The sequence below is a fragment of the Arsukibacterium sp. MJ3 genome, assembly GCF_000987765.1.
In the GTDB taxonomy this organism is placed as follows: Bacteria; Pseudomonadota; Gammaproteobacteria; order Enterobacterales; family Alteromonadaceae; genus Alishewanella.
In genome coordinates, this window is the sequence record NZ_LAHP01000010.1 from 22,381 (window position 1) to 37,209 (window position 14,829).

Below are 14,829 nucleotides of genomic sequence, written 5' to 3' on the forward strand. Positions count from 1 at the left end.
CAAGCCACTTTTTAGTTGGCAGGTTGCAAGTCAACCATCATATTGCGATATGAACAGTATGAAATATCTTCTGCCTGTTGTCTAAAAGTACCCTGGCGAGCATAAGAACTATGATATTTATAAATGGCAACAGCGAAACCTTGCCCGACCCTTACCGCACGGCCGTCAGCCTTTGGTGCCTGAGTGGTGCAAAGTAAATGGCTTAATTGTTTATAATTATCACGCTCGAATATATCACCAGAACTGAGCAGTGGTTGTGCCAGATTATTCGGCGCAAACTTCCAGTTGGCAAAACGGCTGCGTAACTGATTAGCGCTAAGCTCCATTTCATCGCCACGAGTAAGATAATGGCTAGTGACCTTTTTCAGAGTTAGTGCACTGCCCTCACCACTACTGCTGGCGCTCGCCATATCAACTACAAAAACCCCAGCTTCACCAATAACCGAAAATCGAACTTCGGGTTCATCATCACTACGGCGAAAACCGACTAACAAACCAGTATTTTCATCAATACCAAAACCAAAACGGTTCTGGCTATCGTGCAACAAGCGAATTAACCGGCCTTGCCTGCCACGCTCTGAAAAATGGGTATCCAGCACACCCCAACGGAACAAGCCCAAACCACCAGCACTATTGTAGGTTAAATGGTTTTCAGCCAAACCGTTACTGCAGCTCTGGTCTTTGTCACAACCCACAGCTGGTGGTGCTAAGTCAAATGCGCCATACAACAAGGCACTTGTGCTATCACCATTGGTAATCATTGGCGTGCGTTGCCCAGCAAAACTGCCACCAGACATTACCGCTGTGCCGGCACTAGTACCCGCAATAACTATTTGTCCAGCTTGCAACATTCGTTCAATTTGCTGCAATTCAGATGAAGCAGAACCATCAGCCAAACGAAACGCTTTAACCGTTAAACTCTGATCGCCACCGTTAAAAAATATGCCATCTGAACGCCGAATTTGCGCTATGGCACCTTTGCTACCGGCACGACAAAACGCGACTTTTTCTGCCATTAAATCCGCATAAACCCGCTGTCGCTGATAGCTACCATGTTGCTCAGCCAGATGTTGCTCTAAATTAGCACAACTATTGCGCTCTTCATCCTGCCAGGCAGCCTGATACGCCGCAGTTATTGGCAGCCAGCTAACTTCTGCACCCGCTTCTTTAAGTAAATTAGTGTAAAAGTCAACTGCCGCAAACGGATCGCGTGACGAGGCCGTCACCACCAAAATACGGGGTTTACGTTTATCACCTGCCACTTGCTGCGCCATTGCCACAAACTGATTATATAATTCAACACTAAAGCCATTGCTGGTTTGCGCTAAATCGGCAAACTCACGACTACGCTCGTTGCTACGCCCAGCAGTACTAGCGTTTAACACCGGCACCTCCAATTGGTCCAGAACAAAACTTAGTTCGCGGCTACTCAGGCCTGTATAAACTGTTCGACCTGACACCCAAATACCATCCACTTCAATTTCAGCACCTCGCCACAGTCGAATTAGTTCCCGTTCTGCAATAACTTCTTCACCTAACTGCCCACGTAAAAACTCTAAAATTGCTAGTGTTTGTTGTTGCTCGATTATCCGATCTTCTGACCAAAAACCCACACTATTAATGGCTTGCAAATGACTGGTACTAAGCTGATATTGATTATTTTTTTTTGCTGCAGCAGAAAATACATCAGCTGAAGTGCAATAGCGGGTTGCAGTAGAGCTACAGGTTGCCAGGCCACCGCCCATCAACAACATTGAGTAGTCTGGCAGTGTCCTATTTTCATCATTAGCACTAAGAGTAAAAACCGGCAATGCCAATAAAATGGCTGAGAAACAAGCAGTTATTTTTTTCATCGGCTCTTTCTTATTGTTATTCAGGCAGCGCTGCCTGCTGAAAACTGGTTATGCGCTTAAGCGCTAATCCCTATATTTAGTGGTTGTAGATTATCCTGTATTGACATCTTTGCCAATTAGAAGTAGAAATAAGATTGTCTTTAGCCTTATTTGATAACGCCTGAAGTCACCAAAATATCGTTGCACAATGCAATTGATGAATTTTGTTCTAACTTTTTAAAGTAGCGATATGTTAAAGAAAGCAATAATGCTCGGTTCATATCACTATTCGTCTTACTACCTTTCTGAGTGGTTTAACGAATAGAAACTTATCAGGCAACTGCGGTTGACCTGAGGCTTTTTATTTAAACAAACCCGTTAAAAAAAAAAATAAAACAAAGCGTGTGCCCAATCCTTAGCTGATCGCACATCGAAAACTATACAGGTGTAACTATGCGTAAATTAACCCCGCTAGCGTTGGCTATTGCCGGCAGCTTACTAACGTCTCCTTTTAGCTATGCACAGCAAGAAACCGCCAAAGAAGAACAAAAAGTCGAACGAATAGAAGTGACCGGCTCGCGCATCAAAGGCGTGGATCTGGAAGGTACTCAACCACTGGTGGTTATCTCTGCTGAAGACATCAGAAACTCAGGTGCCAGCACCATTTATGACTTACTAAAAGATGTTGGCCAGTTGCGTGGTGGCTCGGGTACTTTTGATACCACAGAGAGCGGCACCGGATCTAACGACACCCCTGCGGGCCAAGCAGCTGCATCGTTACGCGGCTTAGGCCCATCTTCCACCTTAACACTGATCAATGGCCGCCGTATTGCTGCATCTTCTTTTGCCGCTGGTACAGAGAACTTTGTGGATATAAACTCTATTCCAATTAATGCTATTGAGAGAGTAGAAATTTTGGCAACTGGCGCGTCAGCTATTTATGGTGCTGACGCAGTAGCTGGAGTGATTAACTATGTGCTGAAAAAAGATTACAGCGGTGCAGAGTTAAATGCCAGTTACGGCAACTCAACCGCCAGTAGTAATGAAGGTAAAACCAACGTTAATTTCATTTACGGCACCGATATTGCCGGTGGTAACTTAACAGTTTTTGCTGATTATTTTGAACGTAAAGCCTTTGCTTATGCAGACCGCGATATAACTAAAAACGCCTTAAATGTGTTTTATACCGGTCAGTACCCCAGCGTTAGTTTCCGATCAGCCGAAGATGGCTTCGGTTTTGCCGATCCGGCATGTCCAGCTGAGCTGGTTTGGCGCGACAGTTTCGATGATGATTTGTGTGGCTACAACCCTAATTCACAGATCCAAATTCGCCCAGAGATGGAAGCCGCTTCAGCCGGTTTTATTTTTAACAAAGAAATAGGTAATACCAATTTCTTTACTGATTTCTTTATCAGTCGCTCTAAATCTACCGCTCAAAGCTCGCCAGCTATTATGGCAAACCTTGATGATTCAACGTCCAGGATGTTTACCTCAATTGACAACCCTGGCATTCAGGCCAATTCACAGCTGTTAAGTTTGTTACGCGATGATATTAGTAGCGTGCGTTTTCGTGCCCGATTTATAGACCCGCGTAAAGTTGAAAACACCACCGATGCCTTGCGCCTGGTAACCGGTGTTACCGGCACTGTGGCCGACTTTGAATGGGAAGCTGCGGCACTGTATTCACGCAGCGAATCAGATCAACAAGCATTGTCGGGCATTTACAACCGCTATAAATTTAACGCCGCTCTGTTTGGTGAGCTATGTGCAGATGGCAGCACTGACTGCGCGCCAGATGCAGGTGGCCTGTGGTATAACCCCTTTAGTGGTCAGCTCGATAATGCTCAAGCATTGGCTATTATTGAAGAATTTCCAACCCGCAAAGGTAAGTCTGAATTACTAGGGGTCGACTTACGTTTAACCGGCGATCTGTTCGACTTGCCTTCTGGCCCAGTTGCTGCTGCCTTTGGTATAGAAGCTCGGCAGGAAAAAATATCTGACACGCCATCTGACAACGCCAAAGCACGGTTTGATCGCGGCTATATTGTTGATGTCATCGGTTTTGGCTCTAGTCAATCGAGTGCAAAACGTAATCAGTTTGCCGCTTATGCCGAGTTTTTTGCACCTGTCAGCGACACTATTGACCTGCAACTAGCTGGCCGTTTTGACCATTTCGATGACTTTGGTAGTACTTTTAATCCTAAAGTGGGTTTAACCTGGCGGCCAATTAATGAATTGGTGTTGCGGGCTTCTTGGGCAACCTCGTTCAGAGCACCGTCTTTAACCCAAGCGGGTACCGAGTTGAGAACCACCAGCACGACAGCCAGATGTTTAAGCGAATACGCCGCTATCTTCTGTGGCAACAATGCCGGTGGCGAAATTACGCCAAATACCCTTGAACTGGGTAATGCCAACTTAAAAGCTGAGGAATCCGAATCAGTTAACCTGGGTTTTGCATGGAGCCCCTCTGACACAGCTACCTTTACTGTTGACTATTGGCAGTTTGACCACAAAAAAACTATCGGCACAGATTTAGAGTCTATGTTCCTTCGCTCATTAACTGACAACTCGGTACGCTTTTGTGGCTTGGTACCAGCTGATCAGGTTGGCTTGTCATTCGACAACTGGTTCTGTGATGACATGGGCCTAGAGAGCGGTTTCAACGGTGATTTAGCCGCTTTGGTAGCAGATTACCGCGAGTTTGCAGGATCAGACCCTATTCTCGGCCGAGACCACATATTGCTGCTGGAAAATACCGGGAATCAAAAAACCCGGGGTGTAGATTTAACCTATACCCATCGCTTCAATACCGACTTTGGCCGACTAACATTTTCGGCTGATTTCACCAGGTTGATTAGCTTTGAAAAAGAGCGCACTTTATTTTCCGGAACTGAACAGTTAGCTGATTCGTTTCGCTACCCGCAGAACCTTGGCAGTCTGAAACTACGTTGGTCAGGCGATAGAGCGTTTGGCTCTGTAGGTTTAAGCTACACCAGTGACTACCAGGATGAAATCCGCTTGCTGGATCAAATTGACCAGGACTTCATTACTGAAGTGCTTGCCGTATCCCTGGACAGACGTGTACCGTCTTGGACCAAAGTTAATGCCAACTTTGGCTATGACTTCAGCGATAACTTTACAATCAGTGTCAACATCGACAATTTATTGGATAAAGATCCGCCATTTGTGTTTGGCCGCAGCAAAAATGTGGATTTCATTAACCATGATGCACTGGGCCGCAACTATCGAGTACTGGCAAGCTACCGCTTCTAAAATGAACTGGGGGGAGCCATACTCCCCCTATTTATTCAACAGTTCCTAGGGGCTTACTCTATGGTTAACCAAGTAAAACAACCGACGTCGATGCCGGACGCCTTTGTCATTTTATTTTTTGTGATGATTCTGGCGGCCATAGCATCGCACCTGATCCCGGCGGGCTCTTTTACGCTAACCGAACCCGCACCCGTTGCAGAGGGCGCAGCCAAACTTAAGGGCAAAATTGACCCAAACAGCTTTACCCTCGCCACCGATGCGCAGCAAGGAGTGCCACTGTTTGCTGAGGGCGGTGGAATTGGCTTTTTTAACTACGCCTTCGAGGGGCTGGTATCTGGCAATAAGTGGGGTTCTGCCATTGGTGTGGTGGCATTTATTCTGCTAACAGGCGGTGCCTTTGGCATCATTATGAAAACCGGTGCTATTCATAACGGCATTCTGGCGTTAATAGACAAAACCAAACAGATGGAATTCGTGTTTATTCCGCTGATGTTCGGTCTGTTCTCATTAGGCGGTGCGGTGTTTGGTATGGGCGAAGAAGCCATTGCATTTTGCATTATCCTGCTGCCATTAATGCTGGCACTGGGCTATGACGCTATTACCACCGTGCTGGTAACCTATGTAGCTACCCAAATTGGCTTTGCCACCTCGTGGATGAACCCCTTTAATGTGGCTATTGCACAGGGCATCGCTGAAATACCATTAATGTCGGGCAAAGAGTTACGTATTGCCATGTGGCTGGTATTTACCCTGTTTGGTATGATTTTTACCATGCGCTACGCCGCTAGGGTAAAAGCGAAGCCTGAGCTGTCATTAAGCTTTAGTACCGATCAAAAGCTTAAAGCACAACAACGTGCTGAAGCAAAAAATGACTACAACAAGCTTGATAGCATTATCTTGCTGGCGTTTTTCGCTGGTTTAATCTGGATCATCTGGGGTGTTACCACTCGCCAATATTTTATTCCAGAGCTTGCCAGCCAATTCTTTACTATTGGCATTGTCATCGCCGTTATCGCGGTACTCGGTAAACGCTTAACCATGAACGAAGCCGCTGATGGCTTTAAACATGGTGCAGCAGAACTGCTACCAGCCGCACTAATTGTCGGTATGGCCAAAGGTATCGTGCTATTGCTTGGGGGAGATGAACCTAATTCACCGTCGGTACTTAACACCTTGCTTTATTATAGTGGTCAGGCATTGGCCGATTTACCGGCCTATTTATCTGCGTGGTTAATGCTGATTATCCAATCGGTAATTAATTTTTTTGTTGCCTCTGGTTCCGGCCAGGCGGCGTTAACTATGCCACTTATTGCACCACTAGCCGATTTAGTCGGACTTTCCCGCCAGATTGCCGTATTAGCTTTTCAACTGGGTGATGGTTTAACAAACTGCATTATTCCTACCTCTGCGGCGCTAATTGGTTGCTTGGGCGTGGTAAGAATTGATTGGACAATATGGTTTAAATTTTTTTGGAAGTTACAGCTGTGGCTGTTTGCATTGGCCAGTCTTTTTATGCTGATAGCGGTTGCTATCGGGTATCAGTAACGAGGTTATTTTGAGCACAATTTTTGTTATTAAAAATGTCGAGGTGTTTGCACCGCAGCCACTGGGAAAACAAGACATTGTTATTGCCGGCAATAAAATTATTGCTATTGGTCAGCAGTTTACTACTGGCAGCAGCGACTTACCGCTTACTGTCATTGATGGTAATGGTAGTATCGCCGTGCCCGGCTTTGTTGACTCGCTGGTGCATTTTATTGGCGGCGGTGGCGAGGGTGGCTTTGCTACCCGCACCCCGGAAATGCAACTTACCGATGCCACGCTTGGTGGCGTAACCACCGCAATTGGTGTGCTTGGTACCGATGCCACCACCCGCACCCTAACCAATTTGTTAGCAAAAGCGCATGCTTTGCAAATAGAAGGTATTACTACCTATTGTCATACCGGCTCTTATCAGGTGCCCTGCCGCACTCTGACTGGTAGTATTACTGATGATATTATCCTGATTGATAAATTTATTGGCGTTGGCGAAATTGCTATTAGTGACCATCGTTCATCTCAGCCCACCAGCGATGAAATTCGCAAAGTCGCCGCAGCGGCTAAAGTGGGCGGAATTTTGTCTGGCAAAGCCGGTATTGTCAGTGTGCATATGGGTACCGGCGAACGTATCTTGCAACCGATATATGATGCAGTAGCAGGCACAGAGCTTAGTTTAAAACAGTTCTACCCGACACATATGAACCGGAATGGCGCGGTATTTAAAGCGGGCCTGGCCCATGCAAAACAAGGCGGTATCATTGATTTTACTACCAGTACTACTGAATATGATTTAGCGCATGGCGAAGTAGCCGCCGCCGCCGCTTTAGCGCAGGCCTTGCAAGCCGGAATAAGCCCAATGCAATTAACGCTAAGCTCTGACGGCAACGCCAGCCTGCCCATTTACAGTAACAACGGCGAACTGCTGGGGCTGCAAGTAGGCCAGGTCAGTAGCCTGTATCAGGCAGCACGTGACGCAATTTTAACGCATAAGGTGAGTATTACCGACAGTATTTGCGCCATTACCGCCGCCCCTGCAGCCATTTTAAAGCTGGGCCAAAAAGGCCGGTTACAACCAGGCTTAGATGCCGACTTAGTGTTACTTAACCGTGATGATTTAACTATAAATCAGGTGTTTGCTATGGGTAAACAACTGGTTGTCGAAGGCAAAGCCACAGTAAAGGGCATGTTTGAACGCTAAGCCCCAAAAATGATTTAGCATAAATATATAAAAAATAATAAGTTACGCCCAATTTTAAAAGCTGCTTTGGCAGCTTTTTTTTATGCCAAACTGCTATTGATGGCGGAAATATCGCCAATTCATGTAATTTATTTTCACTTACAGACCAACATTTTCGAATTAATACAGACGGCCAGACGGATAAACACCACTTGCTTTTTATAATATTTATTAGTATACCTATTCTGTATGATGGGTTTAGGGCAATTAGCTTATTAGTGCAAATACACTACAACGCATTAACCTCTGAAAGAATAGTCGTTACTTTCTTTCAGTAGTGACACACCGCTACAAATAGAATAACAATTCATCTTTTGTAGATAATTATTGATTTGCAATGCAAGTTTGGAGGTAAGTCATGGCGTTGTATCACCACAGTCAGGCGCGGGAAAATTGTGGCTTTGGCTTGATAGCACATTTAGAAGGTGCCGCCAGCCATCGTATTGTCAGAACAGCGATTAATGGCTTAGATCGAATGCAGCACCGCGGCGGTATTTCTGCCGACGGTAAAACAGGTGATGGCTGCGGCTTATTAATGCAAAAACCTGACAGCTTTTTTCGGGCCATTGCTGAAGAAAACGGCTGGAACCTGGCAAAAAAATACGGCGTTGGTATGATTTTCTTAAGCCAGGATCCGGAAAAAGCGGCGCTGGCAAAAGCCATAATTAACAAAGAAATTGCCCGTGAAACACTAAGCCTGGTGGTGTGGCGCAACGTGCCGGTAGACAGCAGTGTACTCGGCCCACTGGCACTGGATTCAATGCCCCATATTGAACAAGTTATTGTTAACGCGCCACACGGCTGGGGCGATCATGACTTAGAGCGTCGGCTTTATATGGTAAGGCGCCGGGTAGAGCAGCAATTAGCTGCCGATACCGATTTTTATATTCCGAGTTTCTCGTCCTTGGTTACGGTGTTTAAAGGCCTGATGATGCCAGCCGATTTACCGCGCTATTACACTGACTTGGCCGATATTCGGATGGAAACCGCCATTTGTGTGTTTCACCAACGTTTTTCTACCAATACCATGCCGCGCTGGCCATTAGCCCAGCCCTTTCGTTATTTAGCGCACAATGGTGAAATTAACACCATTACCGGTAACCGCCAGTGGGCACGAGCACGCCAATACAAATTCGCCTCACCACTTTTACCCGATTTACAAGACGCTGCGCCTTTTGTTGGCCAAACCGGCTCCGACTCCAGTTCCTTAGATAACCAGTTAGAATTATTACTGGCCGGTGGTATGGATTTATTTCGTGCTATGCGTTTATTAGTGCCACCAGCCTGGCAAGGTAACCGCGTAATGGACGATAACTTAAAAGCATTTTATGAGTTTAACTCCATGCATATGGAGCCGTGGGACGGACCGGCCGGCATAGTAATGACCAACGGCAAGCATGTTGCCTGTAACCTGGATCGAAACGGTTTGCGCCCGGCCCGCTTTGTTATTACCCGCGACAAGCTGATTACCCTGGCCTCAGAAGTAGGCATTTGGGATTACACGCCGGATGAAGTGGTCGAAAAAGGCCGGGTGGGCCCCGGTGAAATGCTGGCAGTAGATACCACCAGCGGTAAAATCTGGCGCTCGGATGAAATTGATGCCGATTTAATGCAGCGCCATACTTACCGCAGTTGGCTAAACGACAACGTGCAACGACTGGTGCCTTACGAGCAATACGAAACCGACCTGATTGGTAAAAGGGTCTTTGACGACGACACCATGCAGGTGTATCACAAGCTCTTTAATTACAGCTATGAAGAAATTGAGCAGGTAATGACGGTGCTGGCTAAAGATGGCCAGGAAGCGGTAGGGTCAATGGGTGACGATACGCCAATGGCCGTGCTCTCTCGCAAGCCCCGCAACCTGTCTGATTACTTTCGCCAACAATTTGCGCAGGTAACTAACCCGCCTATTGATCCGCTGCGTGAAGCACATGTTATGTCGCTGGCCACCAGTATTGGCCGGGAACATAATGTCTTTAAAGAAACCGCCGGTTATGCGCGGCGCATTCAGTTTGAATCGCCAATAATGATGTATTCCGACTTAAAGCAGCTGCGCCAGGCCGACGAAAAATATTACAAGAACCAAGTATTCTCACTTAATTTTGACCCACAGCAGCAAAATTTAGAGCAAGCCACCCACCAGCTGGCAACTGCAGTAGTTAATGCAGTACGTGATGGTAATGTGGTGTTAGTTATTTTAACTGATCGGCAGATAGCCCAGGGGTTTATTCCTATTCCTGCCGCTATGGCGGTAGGCGCAGTACAAACCGCACTGGTTAATGCCCAGCTACGCTGCGATTCAAATATTATTATTGAAACCGCCAGTGCCCGCGATTCACACCATTTTGCCGTGTTAATTGGCTTAGGCGCAACCGGTATTTATCCGTTTTTAGCTTATGAGACAGTAGAGCAACTGGTTGAAAAAGGCACACTTAATTTAAGCGCGCGCCAGGCGGTATTAAATTACCGCAAAGGCATTAATAAGGGCCTGCTGAAAATAATGTCAAAAATGGGCATTTCAACTGTAGCCAGTTATCGCTGCTCTTGTCTGTTTGAAGCGGTTGGCATTAATAAAGAGGTAATGCAGCTGTGTTTTCCCGACTTGCCCTCTCGTATTAGTGGTGCCGGTTTTATCGACTTTGAACAAGACGTGCAACAGCTGGCCAATATCGCCTGGTTAAAACGCAAGCCAATGAACCACGGTGGCTTGCTTAAATATGTGCACGACGGCGAGTACCATGCTTATAACCCTGATGTGGTAACCAGCTTGCAAAAGGCCGTGCGCTCGGGCAAGTACGAAGATTATCTGCTTTACAGCAACCATGTTAATCAGCGCCCGGTAGCCCACCTGCGAGACTTATTGCAACTGACCAGCAATACCGGTGCTGTTAACAACAGCATTGCGCTGGACCAAGTTGAAGCGGCCGAAAACTTATATCCGCGCTTTGACAGTGCGGCGATGTCTATTGGTGCGCTAAGCCCGGAAGCACATGAAGCCTTAGCCATTGCCATGAACCGCTTAGGCGGGCGCTCTAACTCAGGCGAAGGCGGCGAAGATCCCCGCCGTTTTGGCACCGAGAAAAACTCGAAAATAAAACAAGTTGCCTCAGGTCGCTTTGGCGTTACCCCGCATTACTTAGTGAATGCTGAAGTTATTCAGATTAAGGTCGCTCAGGGTGCCAAGCCAGGCGAAGGGGGTCAGTTACCCGGCGAAAAAGTAACTGCTGAAATTGCCCGGTTACGCTATTCGGTGCCCGGAGTAACGTTAATATCGCCGCCACCGCATCATGATATTTACTCTATTGAAGATTTAGCCCAGCTGATTTTCGATTTAAAACAGGTTAACCCTCAGGCACTCATTTCAGTAAAACTGGTATCAGAGCCTGGCATCGGTACCATTGCTACCGGCGTGGCCAAAGCCTATGCCGATTTAATTACCGTGTCTGGCTACGATGGCGGTACCGGCGCCAGCCCGCTTACCTCCGTAAAATATGCCGGCAGCCCGTGGGAGCTTGGCCTGGCTGAAGTGCATCAGGCGCTAGTTGAAAACGGCCTGCGTGACCGGGTGCGTTTACAGGTAGATGGCGGCTTAAAAACCGGCCTCGACGTGGTAAAAGCCGCTATTTTAGGCGCCGAGAGCTTTGGTTTTGGCACCGGGCCTATGGTGGCACTTGGCTGTAAATTCCTGCGTATTTGCCATTTAAATAACTGTGCTACCGGTGTGGCCACTCAGGATGAAACCCTGCGCCGCGATCATTTTACCGGTCTGCCGGAAATGGTAATGAATTACTTTACGTTTCTTGCTGTTGAAGTACGTGAGCTAATGGCCCAGCTCGGTGTAAGTGAGCTTACCCAGTTAATTGGCCGCACTGACTTATTAACGCCCAAAGCCAGTGAAACCCAAAAACAGGCCAAACTTGATTTAAGCCCCATTTTACTAGCGAGCGGCGTAACCTCAGATAAGCCACTTTTCTGTGTTAAAAACAACACACCGTTTGACCCGGGCGCATTAAACCAGCAGTTACTCGAGCGCTGTCAGCACATGGTGCTGCATAAAACCGGTGGCCAGCTTAACCTGGCCATTCGTAACACTGACCGCTCGGTCGGTGCAACACTGTCAGGCTTTATTGCCCGTCAGCATGGCAATCAGGGCATGGCCACCGACCCAATCCGCTTGCGTTTTAACGGCACCGCCGGCCAAAGCTTTGGCGTCTGGAATGCCGGCGGCCTGCATTTATCCTTGCAAGGCGATGCCAATGATTATGTAGGTAAAGGCATGACTGGCGGCCAAATTGCTATTTTCCCGGCCAAAGGTGCCAGCTTCGCCAAAAACGGCTTTGCCATTGCCGGCAACACCTGTTTATACGGCGCTACCGGCGGCCGTTTTTATGCAGCCGGCCAGGCTGGCGAACGCTTTGCCGTGCGTAATTCGGGGGCCTTAGCGGTAGTAGAAGGCACCGGCGATAACTGCTGCGAATATATGACCGGCGGCGTGGTGGTGGTGCTAGGTTGCACCGGGGTTAACTTTGGCGCCGGCATGACCGGTGGCTTTGCTTACCTGTTTGACGAGCAAAACGACTTAAACCTGCGGCTTAACCCTGAGCTGATTGAAGCACTGGATGTCAGCACGCCAATTTTGCAAGAACACCTGCGTAGCCTGTTACACCAACATGTCGAAGCAACCGGCAGCGATAAAGCACAGCGCATCCTGTCTAACTTCAACGATTATTTAAGCAAATTTAAGCTGGTTAAACCCAAAACCAGCGATGTAAACACCTTGCTTGGACACCGCGCTCGCTCTTCTGCCGAGTTGCGGGTTCAGGCGATGTAAGGAAGAGTTATGGCACAGAATGTATATCAGTTTATCGACGTAAAACGGATTGATCCGCCAAAACGCTCTCACAGCGAACGCACTATTGAGTTCGTAGAAATTTATCAACCCATGACCAACACTCAGGTGGAAGGCCAGGCCGACCGCTGTCTGGATTGCGGCAACCCTTACTGTGAATGGAAGTGCCCGGTGCACAACTATATTCCACAGTGGTTAAAGCTGGCCAACGAAGGCAAAATTATTGAGGCAGCCGAGCTGTCGCATAAAACCAACAGCCTGCCAGAGGTGTGTGGCCGGGTCTGCCCGCAAGACCGCTTGTGCGAGGGTGCCTGCACGCTGGATGAAGGCTTTGGCGCAGTAACCATCGGCAGTATTGAAAAGTACATTAACGACAAAGCCTTTGAAATGGGCTGGCGGCCTGATTTATCGGCAGTGATTAAAACCGACCGCCGTGTCGCGGTAATTGGTGCCGGCCCGGCTGGCTTAGCCTGTGCCGACGTGCTGATCCGCAATGGCGTATCGCCGGTGGTGTTTGACCGCTATCCACAAATTGGTGGCCTGCTCACATTCGGCATTCCGCCATTTAAACTAGAAAAAGAGGTATTAAGTCGTCGGCGTGAAATTTTCGAAGGCATGGGTATTGAGTTTCGGTTAAATACCAATGTCGGGGTCGATGTTAGCTTCGACAGCCTGTTAGATGAATACGATGCGGTATTTTTAGCGCTTGGCACTTACACACCAATGAGAGGCGGTCTGGTTAATGAAGAAGCGCCAGGGGTATATGAAGCACTGCCGTTTTTAATTGGTAATATTAATAACCTGATGGGCTGGCAAACCGAGCATCCTTTTGTTAGCTTACAAGATAAAACCGTACTGGTACTAGGCGGTGGCGACACGGCAATGGACTGTTTACGTACGTCAATTCGCCAGGGCGCAGTTAAAGTGAGCTGTGCTTACCGGCGTGACGAAGCCAATATGCCAGGCTCACGTAAAGAGGTGCAAAATGCCCGCGAAGAAGGGGTAGAATTTTTATTTAACTTACAACCACTGAGCATTGAAATAGATAGTGCGGGTAAGGTGTGTGGCGTTAAAGTGGTAAGCACCTTGCTCAGTGCGCCTGATGCCAAAGGCCGTCGCAGTGCAGAGCCCATTGCGGGCTCGGAGCAGATACTTTTTGCCGATGCGGTAATTATTGCTTTCGGCTTTCAGCCAAGCCCGCCACAATGGTTAATTGATATGGGCGTGGCATTGGACAATAAAGGCCGGGTGGTGGCGTCAGAACAAAGCCCGTTTGCGCTGCAAACCAACCAGCAAAAAATCTTTGCCGGTGGTGATATGGTGTCCGGCTCTGACTTGGTTGTAACCGCCATTGCCCAGGGCCGCAAAGCTGCTGAAGGTATGTTGGATTACTTAAAAGTATAAAGGCTGAAAAGGTTGGCTACGTGCAGTGGCCAACCACCAAGCTGTTGTTGATCAGCGAGATTAGGTTTGCCCTAAGCCAACCGTCTACGCCCCGGACGGGCGGAGATGAGTCCCCAGGGATGGGTTCACGGCGTGTTGGCGTGGGCAAACCGGTTCGAGCCATGCGCAGAACACCATGCTGAGCTTACAAGGACTAACACCATGCCCCACTTCACCCTACCCGATCTCTGCGACGCCCATGCTGACTGCATTCGGGTGGCTGAACCCATTTTTCAAAACTACGGTGGCACGCAAAGCTTTGGCGGGCAAATTGTTACGATAAAATGCTTTGAAGATAACTCCAAAGTAAAACAACTGGTCGCCACACCCGGCCAGGGCAAGGTACTGGTAGTAGACGGTGGCGGCTCAAAACGCCATGCGCTACTGGGCGATATGCTGGCCGAACAAGCCGCAACAAATGGCTGGGAAGGCATTATTATCAATGGCTGTATTCGGGATATTGACGAAATACGCCAAACCCCGCTTGGCGTGCAGGCACTGGGTATTCACCCAATGAAAACCGACAAGCGTGACTTAGGCGATATCGACCTAACTGTGACGTTTGCCGGAGTAGACTTTATCCCCGGCCAGTTTGTTTATGCCGATAATAATGGCGTGTTGGTGGCGACGAAGCAGCTGGTTTAGAGCCCACG

7 protein-coding genes are annotated in these 14,829 nt (G+C 48.0%); 6 read left to right on the forward strand and 1 reads right to left on the reverse strand.

All coding sequences use genetic code 11. The features are described from left to right. Positions 1-11: 11 nt before the first annotated feature. Complete coding sequence (locus VT06_RS09020; RefSeq protein WP_046553973.1) at positions 12-1,853, reverse strand: cyanophycinase; 1,842 nt, start codon at positions 1,851-1,853, stop codon at positions 12-14. 432 nt (positions 1,854-2,285) lie between these two features. On the opposite strand from VT06_RS09020, the gene VT06_RS09025 reads away from it, so the two are divergent. From VT06_RS09025 to rraA, 6 genes are all read left to right on the forward strand, one after another. Beyond that, positions 2,286-5,105 carry a TonB-dependent receptor domain-containing protein gene (locus VT06_RS09025; RefSeq protein ID WP_046553974.1) on the forward strand — a complete coding sequence of 940 codons (2,820 nt, stop codon included), beginning with the start codon at positions 2,286-2,288 and terminating at the stop codon, positions 5,103-5,105. A gap of 60 nt (positions 5,106-5,165) precedes the next feature. Further along, positions 5,166-6,650, forward strand: coding sequence for a putative basic amino acid antiporter YfcC (gene yfcC, locus VT06_RS09030; RefSeq protein ID WP_082122485.1), 1,485 nt, complete (start codon positions 5,166-5,168; stop codon positions 6,648-6,650). A gap of 10 nt (positions 6,651-6,660) precedes the next feature. Next, complete coding sequence (iadA, locus tag VT06_RS09035; protein WP_046554063.1) at positions 6,661-7,842, forward strand: beta-aspartyl-peptidase; 1,182 nt, start codon at positions 6,661-6,663, stop codon at positions 7,840-7,842. 397 nt (positions 7,843-8,239) lie between these two features. Next, positions 8,240-12,715, forward strand: a complete 4,476-nt coding sequence (gltB, locus tag VT06_RS09040) for a glutamate synthase large subunit (RefSeq protein WP_046553975.1) — start codon at positions 8,240-8,242, stop codon at positions 12,713-12,715. A gap of 9 nt (positions 12,716-12,724) precedes the next feature. After that, on the forward strand, positions 12,725-14,137 hold the full coding sequence (locus tag VT06_RS09045; RefSeq protein ID WP_046553976.1) for an FAD-dependent oxidoreductase: 1,413 nt from the start codon (positions 12,725-12,727) through the stop codon (positions 14,135-14,137). Positions 14,138-14,338: 201 nt separating this feature from the next. Then, positions 14,339-14,821, forward strand: a complete 483-nt coding sequence (gene rraA, locus VT06_RS09050; protein WP_046553977.1) for a ribonuclease E activity regulator RraA — start codon at positions 14,339-14,341, stop codon at positions 14,819-14,821. Positions 14,822-14,829 lie beyond the last annotated feature (8 nt).